Genomic DNA, 15,519 nt, shown 5'->3' on the forward strand with positions numbered 1-15,519 from the left:
TAATGCAAGTCCATGACAATACCGATAAAACAGCTCGGTGGCCTGCTCGCACTCTGCTGGCTGCTACTGTCCGGCTGCGATGAGCAGCCCTGGAACAGTCCCTATCCCGCCGGCGAGCAGGCCGAGAACATTCTCTACTCTTCCTTCGAGGAACGTCCCAAGCACCTGGACCCGGCCCGTTCCTACAGTTCCAACGAGGTGGTGTTCCTGGGCCAGATCTATGAGCCGCCGCTGCAGTACCACTATCTCAAGCGTCCCTACGAGCTGATCCCGCGCTCGGCCGAGACCGTTCCCGAACCCGTGTATCTGGATGCTGCAGGCAATGAGTTGCCCGCGGATGCGCCGGCCGGGGACGTGGCCTACAGTGAATACCGCATCAGAATCCGGCCGGGGATACGCTATCAACCGCACCCGGCCTTTGCCGCAAATGAGGCAGGCGAGTACCTCTACCATGAACTGAGCCCGGGCGAGATGGAAGGCCGTCACGCCCTGCAGGATTTCCCGCATACCGGGAGCCGGGAACTGGTGGCGTCGGATTTCGTCTACCAGATCAAGCGCCTTGCCCACCCGGCGCTGCATTCGCCGATCCTGGGCCTGATGAGCGAGTACATCGTGGGTCTGGCCGACTATGCCGACACCTTGGGGCGGGTCTGGAATGAACTCAAGCAGAGCAACGGGAACAATGACGGTCTCTATCTCGACCTGCGCGAACATCCGCTGCCGGGAGTCGAGGCCATCGACCGCTATACCTATCGCATCCGCATCAAGGGACGCTATCCGCAGATGGTCTACTGGCTGGCCATGCCCTTCTTTGCGCCGGTGCCGTGGGAGGTGGACTATTTCTTCTCCCAGCCCGGTATGAAGTCACGCAACCTGACACTCGACTGGTATCCGGTGGGCACCGGCCCCTACCGCCTGACCGTGAACAACCCGAACCTGGAAATGGTGCTGGAGCGCAATCCCAATTTCCGCGGCGAGACCTATCCTGCCGAGGGCGAGCCCGGCGACCGCGAGGCGGGGCTGCTGCAGGACACCGGCAAGCCCATTCCCTTCATCGATAAGGCAGTGTTCAAGCTGGAGAAGGAACAGATTCCCTACTGGAACAAGTTCCTGCAGGGATATTACGACAGTTCCGGCATCAGTTCCGACAGTTTCGACCAGGCCATCAAGGTGGGCGAGGGCGGCGAGGTCGGGCTTACGCAGGACATGCAGGAAAAGGGCATCAGGCTGCAGACTGCGGTGGCTACTTCCATCTTCTACATGGGCTTCAACATGCTCGATCCGGTGGTGGGCGGTGACAGCGAACGCGCCCGCAAACTGCGCCGCGCCATTGCCATCGCCATGGATTACGAGGAGTTCATTTCCATCTTCCTCAATGGCCGCGGCGTACCGGCGCAGGGGCCGATCCCACCGGGGATTTTCGGCCATCGTGACGGCGAGGCCGGCATCAATCCCCATGTCTATGACTGGATCGACGGCGAGCCGCAGCGCAGACCGATCGAGGCGGCCAGACGCCTGCTGGCCGAGGCCGGCTATCCCGGAGGGCGCGACGCCGAAACCGGCAGCCCACTGGTGCTGTATTTCGACACCACCGGCGGCGGGCCGGACGACAAGGCGCGCATGGACTGGCTGCGCAAGCAGTTCGATAAACTTGATATTCAGCTGGTGATCCGCGCCACCGACTACAACCGCTTCCAGGACAAGATGCGCAACGGCACGGCGCAGATCTTCCAGTGGGGCTGGAATGCCGATTACCCGGATCCGGAGAACTTCCTGTTCCTGCTCTATGGCGAGAACAGCAAGGCGGAGAAGAACGGCGAGAATGCGGCCAATTACCGCAACGGGGAATTCGACCGGCTGTTCGAACGGATGAAGAACATGGACAATGGTCCGCAGCGTCAGGCGCTGATCGACGAGATGCTGGCCATTGCCCGCCGTGACGGTCCCTGGCTCTGGGGCTTTTATCCCAAGAGCTTCAGTCTGCATCATGCCTGGCTGAAGAACAACAAACCCAATCTGATGGCGCGCAACACACTCAAGTACAAGCGTATTGACACCGAACTGCGCCAGCGTCTGCGACGGGAGTGGAACTCGCCGATGCTGTGGCCGCTGGTATTGGCTGGCATCCTGCTCGTGGCGGCAACCGTGCCGGCTGTGATCGGCTACCGCCGGCGCATGTACATGCGCGGAAGGCAGGACTGATGCTGGCCTACATCTTCCGCCGCGTCCTCTACGCCCTGCCGATATTGATCGGGGTCAACCTGATCACCTTCGCCCTGTTCTTCGTGGTCAACACCCCCGACGACATGGCGCGCATGCACCTGGGCATGAAGCGGGTCACGCCTGAGGCGATCGAATCCTGGAAGGCCGAACACGGCTATGACCGGCCGCTGCTGTACAATGCGGCGGCGGACGGGGTCGATAGCCTGACCGATACCATCTTCTTTGAGAAGTCGGTCAAGCTGTTCGCTTTCCAGTTCGGTCAGTCCGACAGCGGCCGTGACATCGGCCATGATATCCGCCAGCGCATGTGGCCGAGCCTGCTGATCGCCCTGCCGACCCTGCTGATCGGGCTGGCGGTCTATCTGAGCTTCGCGCTGCTGCTGGCCTTTTTCCGCGGCAGCTACATCGACATCGGCGGCGTGGTGTTGTGCATTGTCCTGATGTCGATCTCGGCGCTGTTCTATATCATCGGCGGTCAGTATCTGGTGGGCAAGATGCTGCACCTGGTGCCGATTTCCGGTTTCGATACCGGCTGGCAGGCGCTCAAGTTCACCATTCTCCCGGTGCTGATCGGCGTGGTCGCCGCCATCGGCAGCAATGGCCGCTTCTACCGTGCCATCTTCCTGGAGGAACTGGGCCGCGACTATGTCCGTACGGCGCGCGCCAAGGGCACCAGCGAGCCGCGCCTGATGTTCCGCCACGTGCTCAAGAACGCCATGATCCCGGTGCTGACCAACATCGTGGTCATCCTGCCGCTGCTGTTCATGGGCAGTCTGATCATGGAGTCCTTCTTCGGTATCCCGGGCCTGGGCAGCTACACCATCGATGCCATCCAGAATCAGGATTTCGCCATCGTGCGTTCCATGGTCTTCCTAGGCTCGGTGCTCTACATCCTCGGCCTGCTGCTGACCGATATCTCCTACACCCTGGTCGACCCGAGGATACGCCTGTCATGAAGCCGGTGATCCTCTGGACCGATGCGCTGATCTGGCTGCTGGTGGCGGTCATCGTCTTCACGGGTCTCTACATGCGCCGCAAGCCCCACCTGCGCGAGCCCTGGCAGCGGGTGATCCGCAGCCGCATGGGCATGTCCGCGCTGGTGGTGCTGTTGGCCTTCGTTCTGATCGGGCTGCTGGACTCGCTGCATTTCCGCGAGGCCCTTCCGGACCAGGCGGCGGGCGAGGAGGTGCATTATTCCGGCGAGGTGCTGAGCCTGTTCGACAAACTGGTCGGACCGCTGCGTACCCAGGTGGAGAAGACCTATTCGGCGCCGTTCTCGGCCTGGCTGTACATGAAGGAGATGATCGAGCGCCCCGACGGCAGCCAGGTCCGGGATTACCCGCGGCTGGAATATGGCGCGGCGCACCTGGCCGACCCGGTAAACGAGCGGGGACCGGACATCGCCCGCCGTCTCGGGCTGGCCACGCTGCAGACCCTGGCTGGCATGGGGCTGGTGCTGCTCATCACCTCCGCCCTGGTGGCCAGGCGCTACCGGCAGGGACTGGGCCCGGCACTGGGCAGAAGCCTGCGCGGCGGCACGGCGCTGCCGCTGCCCACACTCCTGCTGACCCTGGGTGCGCTGCTCTGGCTGTTGTTCGCCAGCATCAACCTGGCCGGGGCCTACCACGTTTTCGGCACTGACAAGGTGGGGCAGGATGTCTTCTATCAGGCCCTGAAAAGCGTCCGCACCGGATTGGTCATCGGTACCCTGACCACTCTCATCATGCTGCCCTTCGCCGTCCTGCTCGGGATCATGGCCGGCTATTTCCGCGGCTGGGTGGATGATGTCATCCAGTATCTCTACACCACGCTGAATTCCATCCCCGGGGTGCTGCTGATCGCCGCCGCGGTGCTGATGATGCAGGTCTACATGGATACCCATCCGGAGTTGTTCGAGACCATGGCCGAGCGGGCCGACCTGCGACTGCTGTTCCTGTGCATCATACTCGGCGTGACCAGTTGGACCGGTCTGTGCCGCATGCTGCGCGGAGAAACCCTGAAACTGCGCGAATTGGACTATATCCAGGCCGCCACCGCCTTCGGCGTGCCGAATTTCGTGGTCATCCTGCGCCACATCCTGCCCAATGTGATGCACATCGTGCTGATCGCCGTGGTGCTGGACTTCAGCGGCCTGGTGCTGGCCGAGGCGGTACTGTCCTATGTCGGCGTCGGCGTGGATCCGACCATGAACAGCTGGGGCAACATGATCAACCGCGCCCGCCTGGAGATGGCGCGCGAACCCATGGTCTGGTGGTCGCTGTTGGCCGCCTTCATTTTCATGTTCACCCTGGTGCTGGCGGCGAACCTGTTTTCCGATGTGGTCCGCGATGCCTTCGACCCGCGGCTGCGGGAGCAGCGTGGGTGATGTCCGGGGCCTGGTGACGGGAACGCAATGGGCACGAAGGAAACAAAGACACTGCTTTACTTGATTTCATCGCAAAATTCACGAAGCCGTCATTCCCGCGCAGGCGGGAATCCAGATGCCGCTGCGGTTACTGGATTACTCGCTTCGCTCGCCCTTCGGGCCGCCCTGCGGGCGTTCAACGCGCTCCGCGCTTTTGTCCGGCCTGCGCCGGGATGACGGGGAGACGGAAAACGGGCTTTATGTATTCTGATGTCCTTTGTGCACTTTGTGGTAATGGAAATCCTTTCACTACTGGGTAAATAATGTCCGACAAGCTGCTCACAGTCCGGGATCTGCAGGTGCGCTTCGGCGCGGGCGAGGGCGCGGTGCGCGCCGTCGACGGGATCAGCCTGGAGATCGATCGCGGCGAGACCCTGGCGCTGCTGGGTGAATCCGGCTGCGGCAAATCCATGACCGCGCTGGCGCTGCTGCGGCTGCTGCCGCAGCCGGCCGGGCACATCGCCGGCGGGCAGGTGCTGCTGGAGGGGCAGGATCTGCTGGCGCTGCCCGAGGTGGGCATGCGCCGCATCCGCGGCGGGCGCATCGCCATGATCTTCCAGGAGCCCATGACCTCGCTCAACCCGGTGATGACGGTCGGCCGTCAGATCGGCGAGGTGCTGGCCGCGCACAAGGGTCTGCAGGGACGGGCGGCGACGGCCCGGGCCGTCGAGCTGCTGGACCTGGTCGGGATCCCCGATCCCGCCCGCCGGGTGGACGAATACCCGCATCAGCTCTCCGGCGGCATGAAGCAGCGGGTGATGATCGCCATGGCGCTGGCCGGCGAGCCGGACCTGCTGATCGCCGACGAGCCGACCACGGCACTGGATGTCACCATCCAGGCCCAGGTGCTGGAGCTGATGCGCGATATCCAGCGTGAGACCGGTATGGCCATGCTGCTGATCACCCATGACCTGGGCGTGGTCGCCGGGATGGCCGACCGGGTGGCGGTGATGTATGCCGGCCAGATCGTCGAGCAGGCCGACCGCAGGGCCTTCTTCGAGGAACCGCGCCATCCCTACAGCCGCAAGCTGTTCGCCGCCCTGCCGGATATGGACAAGCGCGACCGGCCGCTGACCGTGATTCCCGGCACCGTGCCGCCCCTGAACCAGCGTTTCCATGCCTGCCGCTTTGCCGAGCGTTGTGAATCCGCCTGGCAGACCTGCCGCGAGCTCGAGCCCGCCTGGCTGGAGGATACCGGCGGGCGGGGAGTGCGCTGCCATCTGTACGATCCGAACCATCCACATCCGGCCGCGGCCGCAGCCGTCGCCGCGTCCGAAAAGCTGGGCAAGCGCACGGCCGCGCCGCGCGAGCTCCTTGACGTGAGCGGACTCAAGGTGCATTTCCCCATCCACAAGGGGCTGTTCAAGCGCACGGTCGGGCATGTCTATGCCGTGGACGATGTCGATATCCGTATCCCCAGCGGCTGCACCCTGGCGCTGGTGGGCGAGTCGGGCTGCGGCAAGACCACGGTGGGCAAGTCCATTCTGCAGCTGCTGCGTCCCACCGCCGGCAGCGTGCGGTTCGACGGCGACGAACTGACCCGGCTGCGCGGCGAGGCGTTGCGCCGCCGGCGCCGCGAATTCCAGATCATCTTCCAGGATCCCTTCTCCTCCATGAACCCACGCATGCAGGTCGGGGAGATCATCGAGGAAGGCATGGTGGCGCAGGGCCTGCTGCCGGATACGGCTGCGCGCGAGCGGCGAGTGGCTGAACTGCTGGATCAGGTCGGGCTGCGCCCCGAACATGCCCGACGCTATCCGCACGAGTTCTCGGGTGGCCAGCGTCAGCGCATCTGCGTGGCGCGCGCCCTGGCGGTGGAACCTCGGCTGATCATCTGCGACGAGCCCACCAGCGCGCTGGACGTCTCGGTCCAGGCGCAGATCCTGAATCTGCTCAAGCGACTGCAGCTGGAACTTGACCTGGCCTACCTGTTCATCACCCATAACATCTCAGTGGTGGCCTATCTCGCCGACCGCGTGGCCGTGATGTACCTGGGCCGCATCGTGGAGGAGGGGCCGGTCGACCGGGTGCTGACCGATCCGCAGCACCCCTACACCCAGGCGCTGCTCTCGGCTGTACCGACCCTCGATGCCGGCGGCGGGCGCGAGGTGATCCGGCTGGAAGGCGATATTCCCTCGCCCTCGAATCCGCCGGCCGGCTGTCATTTCCACCCCCGCTGTCCGCAGGCCATGGAACGCTGCCGCCGGGCCTATCCCGAGCGCTTCGAGCGGGGATCGGAGCACTGGGCCCGCTGCTGGCTGCTGGAATAGTCGCAACCCGGCGCCGGTGGTATATACACTACGGATGTGCGCGAACCGGCGCACAAGCAGGGCTGTCTCTGTCACACGATCGCGCAGTACCCGACATGCACAGAGTTGATTGATGTCGTTGAACCCGGAGAAGCATTGTGATTGAAATCTGGAAACGTCTGGTGCTGCCGGTACTGCTGGCCGGCTTCAGCCTGTCCGCCCTGGCCGCGGAGACCCATGATCGGCTTCTGCTGCGATTGCAGGAGGGCGTCGATGAGACCGCATTCCTGCAGCGGATCGGCGAGCGTTTCGCGCGCGATTTCGTCATTCAGCGCCGTCTCGGATATACCCTGGTGCTGAATTTCACTCCCGCCCTGCCACGCACCGGGGCCGCGGATCTGGCAGTGCAGGTCGATTCACTGCCGGAGGTGATGTATGCACAGCTGCCGGGCGGCCGCCTGCAGCCGCAGTTCGTGCCCAACGATGCCCTCTATCCCAATCAGTGGCATCTGTTCGATACCTACGGCATCAATGCCCAGGAGGCCTGGGATCGCACGCGCGGCAGCAGCAGCGTGGTCATCGCCCAGGTCGACACCGGCATCCTCGGCCACGAGGATCTGGACAGCGGCCGCGTGCTACCCGGATACGACTTCGTCTCCGACCCCTTCATGGCCAATGACGGCGACGGCATGGACGCCGACCCCACCGACCCCGGCGACGCGGTGGCCCAGGATGAATGCGGCAACGGCAACGATGCGGCAGACAGTTCCTGGCACGGCCTGCTGGTGGCCGGCATCATGCTGGCGACGGCCGACAACACCCTGGGCGTGGTCGGCGTGGATCATCGCGCCCGGCTGCTGCCGGTGCGTGCCTTCGGCAGGTGCGGCGGGGACTTCGTCGACATCCTCACCGGCATGAGCTGGGCGGCCGGGCTGCCGGTCACGGACGAGGCGGACAACCCGATCCCCGACAATCCCAACCCGGCCGATGTGATCAATCTCAGCTTTGCCGGCAGCGGCTCCTGCGATCCCGTCATCCAGGACATCATCGACCAGATCCGGGCCCGCGGCGTGGTGCTGGTGGCGGCGGCCGGCAACGAGGGCATGCCGGATATGAGCAGTGTGCTGCCGGCCAACTGTACGGGGGTGATCGCGGTGGCGGCCACCACCCGCACCGGCGATCGGGCCGGGTATTCGAATTACGGCGCGGAGATCGAGATTTCCGCCCCCGGCGGGGAGGGATTCGAATCGATCCTGACCCTTCACAACACGGGCGATATCACAGCGGAGTTCGATGATTACGCGGCCTTCAACGGTACCAGCATGGCCGCGGCGCAGGTCAGTGCGGCGGTGGCACTGATGCGCGCCGTGGATGGCGATGTTTCACCCGCGACCGTGACCAGCCTGCTGATCAACTCGGCGCAGCCCTTCCCCGGGGGCAGCACCTGCGCCACGACGATCTGCGGGGCCGGCATCCTGGATCTGGATGCCGCCCTGCAGCAGGTCGCGCAGTCCGGCTCGGCCGCCGTGGACAGCGGCGGCGGGGGCTGCATGCTCGCAGGACAGGATCGCCATGACCTCGGGCTGACACTGCTGCTGACGCTGCTGCTGGTGGGCCGTCTGGCCGGGCGGCGTGCCTCCAATCCGTAACGTCGCTGTGTGTATTCCCCCGGCCCGGGGTGCTAGAATCCCGAGCCTTTGAGTCAATTATTCCAGCAGTCGAGGTCACCATGACGCAGTCCTTTCATCCCCCCGTTCGTACCCTGATGGGTCCCGGTCCGTCCGATGTGAACCCGCGCATCCTGGAGGCCATGAGCCGGCCCACCATCGGCCATCTGGATCCGATGTTCGTACAGATGATGGACGAGATGAAGGGCCTGCTGCGCTATGCCTTCCAGACCGACTATGACCTGGCCATGCCGGTCTCCGCGCCCGGTTCGGCCGGTATGGAGACCTGTTTCGTCAACCTGGTCGAGCCGGGCGACAAGGTCATCGTGTGCCAGAATGGCGTGTTCGGCGGCCGCATGAAGGAGAACGTCGAACGCTGCGGCGCCACCCCCGTGATGGTGGAAGACGAGTGGGGCCGGGCGGTGGACGTGCACAAGGTCGAGGACGCGCTCAAGGCCAATCCGGATGCGAAGATCCTGGCCTTCGTTCACGCCGAAACTTCCACCGGCGCCATGTCGGACGCCAAGGCCCTGGCCGAACTGGCCCGCCGGCATGACTGTCTGACCATCGTCGATACCGTCACCTCGCTGGGCGGCTGCGAGCTCAAGGTCGGGGAGTGGGGGCTGGACGCCGTCTATTCCGGCACTCAGAAATGCCTGTCCTGCGTGCCGGGCCTGTCGCCGGTCACCTTCAGCGAGCGCGCCCTGGAGGTGGTAAAGAACCGCCGGCACAAGGTGCAGAGCTGGTTCCTGGATCTGAACCTGGTGCTGGGCTACTGGGGCTCGGGCGGCAAACGTGCCTATCATCACACCGCACCGGTCAACACCCTGTATGCCCTGCACGAGGCCCTGGTGCTGCTGCAGGAGGAGGGCATCGAGAATGCCTGGACCCGCCACCGCAAGCATCATGAGGCGCTCAAGGCCGGTTTCGAGGCCATGGGACTGAACTTCGTGGTCCCGGAAGGCGAGCGCCTGCCCCAGCTCAATGCCGTCACCATTCCCGAGGGGGTGGAAGACGCCGCCGTGCGCACGCGCCTGCTGACGGAGTACAACCTGGAGATCGGCGCCGGCCTGGGGGCCCTGGCCGGCAAGGTCTGGCGGGTGGGGCTGATGGGCTTTGCCTGCAACCGCACCAACGTGCTGACCTGCCTGGGCGCGATGGATGCCGTGCTCAGCGATATGGGCGCGAAGATCGACGCCGGCAGGGCGGTCGAGGCGGCCATGGCCTGTTACCGTGGGCAGGACTGACACCGCGAGAGGCACTGGCCTACAGGCGCCGGCGCCGGCTGCCGACGGCGGGATCCGCGGCCGCGTGATCTGTGAGCCATTCATTTGACAAGCCGGTCGGGCAGGCTGTTACAGTGACAGGCTGTAATCGACCATGAGGTAGAGCATGATGGCATTTGTTTCCGATTTCAGTCAGTCACTGCGCAAACTGCTGCCGGCCCTGGCCGCGGGCGTGGTGCTGGCGGGGGCGCTGGGCAGCGCCGGTGTGCGCGCCGAGTCACCGGCTCCGGGCGCGCAGCAACAGCAACAGCAACTCAGCCCGGAACAGACTCAGCAGGTGCAGCGTTTCCAGCAACTGCAGGCCGAACTGCAGGGACTGCAGCAGCAACTCGGCGCGATCCAGGAGAAGACCCTGGAGGCACGGCCCGAACTGGCGCAGCAGCAGGAGGATTTCGAGCAGCTGGTGATGGAGCAGATGCGCGCCAACGGCCATCAGCCCGAGCAGGAATTCGAACAGATCCAGGCCCTGCAGGAAAAGGTCCAGGACCAGAACCTGTCCGAAGATCAGCGCCGCGGTCACTACGACGAATATCGCCAGGCGGTGATGGAATTCCAGCAGGCCCAGCAGCAGGTCATGCAGCAGGAACAGGTGCAGTCGGCCCGCCAGGAACTGAACCAGGCCATGCTGACCGCGATGAAATCCGAGGATTCCAGGACCGAGTCGCTGCTGCAGGATATGCAGAACAAGCAGCAGCAGATGATGGAGATCCGCAACTCGGTCATGGGCGGGCAGTAAGCACGCAACTCCCCGTCCCGGCATGGACCGGTCGACTGAGACCGCCTCGGGACGCCACCAGGCCGATTTCCGGCCGGCCTGGTGGCTGCCATCGCCACATCTGCAGACCCTGTGGCCGGTGCTGGCGCGCCGGCCCCGGCGCCTTGCGCTGGCCCGCGAGCGAGTCGAACTCGCCGATGGCGATTTCATCGATCTGGCCGCCTGCGGTCCGGAATCCGGACCGGGGGTGCTGATCATCCACGGGCTGGAAGGCTCGCTGAGCTCCCACTACGCCACCCCCCTCCTGCATGCCCTGGCCGCGGCCGGCTGCCGCGCCCGGTTCATGCACCTGCGCGGCTGCAGTGAGGAGCCGAACCGCCTGGCCCGCAGTTACCATTCCGGCGCCAGCGACGATCTGCGCGAGGTGCTGGCCTGGCTGCGCGCGCGTGATTGCGCGCCACGGGCCGCGGTGGGCTTCTCCCTGGGCGGAAACCTGCTGCTCAAGCACCTGGGCGAAAGCGGCGCGGACAGTGGTCTGGAGTGCGCCGTGGCCGTGTCGGTCCCCTTCCGGCTGGAGGCTGCGGTACAGCGAATGAATAAAGGGATTTCAAGGATATATGGAAGATATCTCCTCAATCGCTTGAAATTCTCCTATCGCCGCCGCTGCCGGCACCGGGCGGCAGTGCTGGAGGTGGATCTGGATGGCATCGACAGTATCCGCGCCTTCGACGACCGCATCACCGCCCCGCTCAACGGCTTTGCCGATGCCGCTGACTACTACCGTCGCTGCAGCGCTGCCGGCTTTGTCGGTGCCATCGTCACACCGACCCTGATCCTGCATGCCCGTGACGACCCCTTCATGTATCCCGATACGGTGCCGGACCCCGGCGATCTGGGGCCGGGCGTGACCCTGGCGCTGTCCGCGCACGGCGGTCATGTCGGCTTCGTCGCCGGACGCTTCCCCTGGCGGCCGGTCTACTGGGCCGAGCAGCGTATCCTGGCCTGGTTGCGCCCACGTCTGCTGCTGCCCTGAGGCTTACTTCTCCAGCCGCTCGAGCAGGTGCTCGAGCTTCTGCGCCACCACGTCCCAGACCGCCATCGGCCCGGCCTGACGGATCTCGTCCTTTTCCCACTGCTCCTGTGGCGTCTGCCTGAGTGTTTCGACCTTGCCCGCCAGCGCCTGGCGCTGGTCCCGGATTTCGGCCAGTTCTGCATGTGTGGCAGGTGTGACGCCCTTGCTTCCGGCCCGGGCCATGAGTTCGTCAATGCGCTTGAGCCGTGCCTCGTACTCCCGGATGTGCTGTTCGATCAGCTGGTCGGTGTGGTTCATGTGTCTTCCCTCTGCCTGTCAGCACGCTGCCTGACCGGAAGTATTGTTCGAGACGGGCCGATTTCAAGCCCCCGTCCGGCGGCGGGTTGAATCCGACAGCCGCCGACTCCAGTCTGGAAACTCGACTATGCTTGACATGCATTTCAATCACGGAGGTGGACATGATGGATGCGGCTCAATGGGAAACCGCCCGACTCGATCCAACCGCGGTCTTTCGCCGTCCCCGCGAACTGATGGCGCGGGCCGATCTGAATGATGCACAGAAGATCGAACTCCTGCGGCGTTGGGAATACGATGCCCGCGAACTGGAGATCGCCGAGGAGGAGAACATGCCGGCGCCCGGCGAGTCTGATGATCTGCTGGACGAGATACTGGACTGCCTGCGCCAACTGGAGGCGGGTGCAAGTTAGCGGGATTTTCCCCGGCCGATGGATCAGGCACAATGCCCTGACATGGATCCAGCCGGCGGGGGTATATGAACAGGACAATCCTGGCGATTGTGGTGGTATTGGTGGTGCTGGGCGCACTGTATTTCTGGCAGCAACCGCCGCCGCAGACGCTCACCCCCGCTCCCGAACCTGCCCGCTCCATACAGGAAGCCGAACCCCCGGCTCCAGAGTACCCGGTGCCGGAGCCGTCGTCGGCCCTGGATGCCGGTGACGGCGGCGGGATGGAGCCGCCGCCGGGGGCCGCGCCGGCGCCGGGACCGGAGCCCGCGCCGCCACTGCCCGCACTCGGCGAGAGCGATCCGCTGGCCGCCCAGGCCCTGCAGACCGTATTCACCGCCGGCGATGCCCTGGGATTGTTCAATATCGACGGTTTCATCCGGCGTCTGGTGGTGACCGTCGACAATCTGCCGCGGACCAGGTTGCCACTGAAGCAGCTGGCGGTACAGACCGCGCCGGAGCGGTTTCTGGTCCGGGCCGGCGCGGGCGAGGATGAATATTTCATCCGGCCGGAGAACTACCGCCGCTACATCCCCCATGTCCGTCTGCTGGAATCCCTGGATACCGCGACCTTCGCCGGGCTCTATATCCGCTATTACCCGCTGTTCCAGGCCGCCTACGAGGAACTCGGCTATCCCGACGCCTACTTCAACGACCGCCTGGTGGAAGTGATCGATCACCTGCTGGCCACGCCCGAGGTCAGCGACCCGATCCGGCTGGCGCGCCCGCATGTGTTGTATCAGTACGCCGATCCCGAACTGGAGGCGCTGTCAGCCGGGCAGAAGACACTGATCCGTATCGGACCGGACAATGCCCGCCGGGTGAAGGTGAAACTGCGCGAGATCCGTGCGCGCCTGACCCGGCTCGAGATCGAGTGAATCAGCGCATGTAGGCGTAGCCTTCCTCCTGCTGCAGGCGCACGATCTCGGCATCCGCCATCGGCACCATCTGCACGAAGCCGTGTATATCCTTCGGGGCATAGCCGTGGCCCCGCGCGGCAATGCGGCACATGCGGAACTCGATGATTCCGCCGACCGTCAGGCTCTGGGCGCGGCGCATCAGTTCCCGGTAGCGGTCGTGATTCTCCAGGGCGAAGAAGTCGATCTCGCCGCCGTGCAGGACCAGCACGATGGAGGCATCGAACGGATCGGCGCCGTAGACATTATTCAGATAACTGGCACGATCGAGCACACCCTCGAACTGTTCCATGCTGCCGGCGCTGACATCGTAGAGCACCTTGTGCGGTGCATACTCGATCTCGAGCTGGTTATCGGCCGCCGTGCCCCAGGGGGCATTGTCGCCGGCGGCGACGGCGAGGTTGCAGATCAGCAGGAGGGGAAACAGGATCAGGGCGCGCATGTGAGCTCCTTGTGCGGATGGGTCGTCAGACCCCGCATATTACCGCTCCCCGGAATTCAATGCATGCCCCGCATTTCCCACGCCGGAAAAAACAAACCCCGCACCTTAGCGCGGGGTCTGCATGCTCATTGCCGCTGCAGCGAGCTCAGCCCTGGGCCACGACGTTCGCGGCCTGCGGTCCCTTGGGCCCCTGTTCGACATCGAAGGTCACGGACTGACCCTCGAGCAGGGTCTTGAAGCCCTTGCCCTGGATCGCCGAGAAATGCACGAAGACATCCGAACCGCCGTCCTCGGGAGTAATGAAGCCGAAGCCCTTGGATTCGTTGAACCACTTCACAGTACCTGTAGCCATGAAACATACCTCTAGCACTTGACTGACGATGATGACAGATTGCATGCGAGGAAGACGGCGTGGGGAGGGCGCAAGCCAGACACCTGAGTTCATGCAATCAATTTCAGTTTACCCCAGCATCCGCATATGTACAGTAAAAAAGCGCCGGTTTTGTCATGTTGCTGTCATCCGCTCCGGATGTGCATTCAGGGCAGCTGAAAGCCGCCGCCGGGCATGCCGCCGCCGAATCCGCCTCCGGGACCGCCCATGCCCTCACCGCCACCTTTGGGAAGGACAATGGAGGAAGCCGCCTCGCGGCGCATCTCCTCGAGTTCCTGCATGGTGCGTTCCACGGCCTGCTCGGTCGCCTCGCTGAACTTGTCCACGGCCTCAGCCAGGGTGGCGGCAGGGATCTCGAAGTTCAATGGCAGAGCCCCGGCAGGGGTCATCAGTTGTGCCTGTCCCACATAGACCACTGTGCGTCCGGGATCGGTGGCGCCCTCGGCGGTGACGGGAGTCAGCACCCGGATACTGCCCACCCGGCGGTCGGTGATCACTTCCTCGCGATACAGATCGGCGGCGTCCATCTGCGGGCTGTCGAGGCTTTCATCCTGTTGCATGGTCGCTTATCCTCATGGATGGTTTCAGTTGGACAACAGCCTAGCAGATTTGCACGCCAGGCTGGGAGGGGAACATGCCGATCGATCCCGAAGACACCGACCGCGACGGGCTGCTGCAGCGCAGGGAGGCCCTGCGTGAGCGTCTCGATGCGATAAAGCAGGATTATGCCGCCGGCCTGGATCCCGATTCGGGGGAGCGTGCGCAGCAACTGGAGAACGCCGAAGTGCTGGCGGCCATCGCCCGCAGCACCGCCGAGGAACTGGAGGAGGTCGAGCGCCTGTTGCAGGGGCTGCCGGCAGAAGGGGGGCCGCGGAAGGACTGAGTCCGGCCGCAGCTGTGCCATGGACCTGCAGATCACGCCCGAGCTGACATTGCCGGAGGAGGAACTCGAGATCAGCGCGGTGCGGGCCCAGGGCGCCGGCGGCCAGAACGTGAACAAACTGGCCACGGCCATTCATCTGCGCTTCGATATCCCCGCCTCCTCGCTGCCCGAGACCTGCAAACAGCGGTTGCTCGCCCGCCGCGACCGCCGCATAACCCGCGACGGGGTGCTCGTGATCAAGGCCCAGGCCGCACGCACCCAGGAGCGCAACCGTGCCCAGGCCCTGGAGCGCCTGCGCGAGTTGATTCGCAGCGCGCTCACGCCGCCGAAACGGCGAATCCCCACCAAGCCCTCGCGCAGTGCGCGCCAGCGCCGGCTGGAAGCCAAGAAACGCCGGGGCCAGGACAAGGCGCTGCGGCGCAAACTGGATGTTTAACTATCCTCAATGCATGCCTGCATGCGGGCGCCTGTTGCGCGGACTGCAATAACCCTGTCTTTTCTGCGCCTGCGTTTGCAGCCGCCATGGCGTCATGGCACTCTCCGGGACAGTCCCGGCGTCGTGATTC

General features: G+C 64.6%; 16 protein-coding genes. 12 read left to right on the top strand and 4 right to left on the bottom strand.

Going from position 1 to position 15,519, the window contains the following annotated elements; genetic code table 11:
- Window positions 1-12 precede the first annotated feature (12 nt).
- The 8 genes from CFK21_RS07760 (at window position 13) to CFK21_RS07795 (ending at window position 11,577) form a co-directional block, all read left to right on the top strand.
- Entirely contained in the window at window positions 13-2,202 is a 2,190-nt protein-coding gene (locus tag CFK21_RS07760; RefSeq protein WP_096366119.1) for an ABC transporter substrate-binding protein, read from the top strand.
- A complete protein-coding gene (locus tag CFK21_RS07765) occupies window positions 2,202-3,179 on the top strand; it encodes an ABC transporter permease (RefSeq protein ID WP_096366120.1) in 978 nt (325 codons plus the stop codon). Before CFK21_RS07760 ends, CFK21_RS07765 begins: the two co-directional genes overlap by 1 nt.
- The gene (locus tag CFK21_RS07770; RefSeq protein ID WP_096366121.1) at window positions 3,176-4,588 is read left to right on the top strand and encodes an ABC transporter permease; all 1,413 of its coding nucleotides are present in this window, start codon (window positions 3,176-3,178) and stop codon (window positions 4,586-4,588) included. The genes CFK21_RS07765 and CFK21_RS07770 overlap by 4 nt, the downstream gene beginning before the upstream one ends.
- A 302-nt stretch (window positions 4,589-4,890) precedes the next feature.
- Window positions 4,891-6,897 (top strand): ABC transporter ATP-binding protein, encoded by a 2,007-nt coding sequence (locus CFK21_RS07775; RefSeq protein ID WP_096366122.1) that lies wholly within the window; start codon window positions 4,891-4,893, stop codon window positions 6,895-6,897.
- Window positions 6,898-7,034: 137 nt separating this feature from the next.
- Entirely contained in the window at window positions 7,035-8,525 is a 1,491-nt protein-coding gene (locus CFK21_RS07780; protein WP_096366123.1) for a S8 family peptidase, read from the top strand.
- An 80-nt stretch (window positions 8,526-8,605) separates the two neighbouring features.
- The gene (locus CFK21_RS07785; RefSeq protein WP_096366124.1) at window positions 8,606-9,790 is read left to right on the top strand and encodes a pyridoxal-phosphate-dependent aminotransferase family protein; all 1,185 of its coding nucleotides are present in this window, start codon (window positions 8,606-8,608) and stop codon (window positions 9,788-9,790) included.
- 145 nt (window positions 9,791-9,935) lie between these two features.
- Window positions 9,936-10,565: a hypothetical protein gene (locus tag CFK21_RS07790; RefSeq protein WP_096366125.1), complete on the top strand. Its 630-nt coding sequence runs from the start codon at window positions 9,936-9,938 to the stop codon at window positions 10,563-10,565.
- A 22-nt stretch (window positions 10,566-10,587) separates the two neighbouring features.
- Window positions 10,588-11,577, top strand: a complete 990-nt coding sequence (locus tag CFK21_RS07795) for a hydrolase (protein ID WP_096366126.1) — start codon at window positions 10,588-10,590, stop codon at window positions 11,575-11,577.
- A 3-nt stretch (window positions 11,578-11,580) separates the two neighbouring features.
- Here CFK21_RS07795 and CFK21_RS07800 read toward each other — a convergent pair whose 3' ends face one another.
- Window positions 11,581-11,874 carry a hypothetical protein gene (locus CFK21_RS07800; protein WP_096366127.1) on the bottom strand — a complete coding sequence of 98 codons (294 nt, stop codon included), beginning with the start codon at window positions 11,872-11,874 and terminating at the stop codon, window positions 11,581-11,583.
- A gap of 161 nt (window positions 11,875-12,035) precedes the next feature.
- Between CFK21_RS07800 and CFK21_RS07805 the strand changes: the two genes are divergently transcribed.
- Both CFK21_RS07805 and CFK21_RS07810 read left to right on the top strand, forming a co-directional pair.
- Complete coding sequence (locus tag CFK21_RS07805; protein WP_197702930.1) at window positions 12,036-12,284, top strand: hypothetical protein; 249 nt, start codon at window positions 12,036-12,038, stop codon at window positions 12,282-12,284.
- Between the two features lie 65 nt (window positions 12,285-12,349).
- The gene (locus CFK21_RS07810; RefSeq protein WP_096366128.1) at window positions 12,350-13,198 is read left to right on the top strand and encodes a DUF3014 domain-containing protein; all 849 of its coding nucleotides are present in this window, start codon (window positions 12,350-12,352) and stop codon (window positions 13,196-13,198) included.
- A gap of 1 nt (window position 13,199) precedes the next feature.
- On the opposite strand, the gene CFK21_RS07815 is transcribed toward CFK21_RS07810, so the two are convergent.
- The 3 genes from CFK21_RS07815 to CFK21_RS07825 all read right to left on the bottom strand — a co-directional run bounded on the left by CFK21_RS07815 (window position 13,200) and on the right by CFK21_RS07825 (window position 14,630).
- The gene (locus tag CFK21_RS07815) at window positions 13,200-13,679 is read right to left on the bottom strand and encodes a DsrE family protein (protein WP_096366129.1); all 480 of its coding nucleotides are present in this window, start codon (window positions 13,677-13,679) and stop codon (window positions 13,200-13,202) included.
- A 145-nt stretch (window positions 13,680-13,824) separates the two neighbouring features.
- Window positions 13,825-14,031 carry a transcription antiterminator/RNA stability regulator CspE gene (gene cspE / locus CFK21_RS07820; protein ID WP_096366130.1) on the bottom strand — a complete coding sequence of 69 codons (207 nt, stop codon included), beginning with the start codon at window positions 14,029-14,031 and terminating at the stop codon, window positions 13,825-13,827.
- A gap of 185 nt (window positions 14,032-14,216) precedes the next feature.
- Window positions 14,217-14,630 (bottom strand): hypothetical protein, encoded by a 414-nt coding sequence (locus tag CFK21_RS07825; RefSeq protein WP_096366131.1) that lies wholly within the window; start codon window positions 14,628-14,630, stop codon window positions 14,217-14,219.
- Window positions 14,631-14,704: 74 nt separating this feature from the next.
- Between CFK21_RS07825 and CFK21_RS07830 the strand changes: the two genes are divergently transcribed.
- Both CFK21_RS07830 and arfB read left to right on the top strand, forming a co-directional pair.
- Window positions 14,705-14,953, top strand: a complete 249-nt coding sequence (locus CFK21_RS07830) for a hypothetical protein (RefSeq protein WP_096366132.1) — start codon at window positions 14,705-14,707, stop codon at window positions 14,951-14,953.
- Window positions 14,954-14,972: 19 nt separating this feature from the next.
- Window positions 14,973-15,389 (top strand): alternative ribosome rescue aminoacyl-tRNA hydrolase ArfB, encoded by a 417-nt coding sequence (gene arfB, locus CFK21_RS07835; RefSeq protein ID WP_096366133.1) that lies wholly within the window; start codon window positions 14,973-14,975, stop codon window positions 15,387-15,389.
- Window positions 15,390-15,519 lie beyond the last annotated feature (130 nt).

The sequence above is a fragment of the Thiohalobacter thiocyanaticus genome (assembly GCF_002356355.1).
GTDB classification, from domain to species: Bacteria; Pseudomonadota; Gammaproteobacteria; order Thiohalobacterales; family Thiohalobacteraceae; genus Thiohalobacter; species Thiohalobacter thiocyanaticus_A.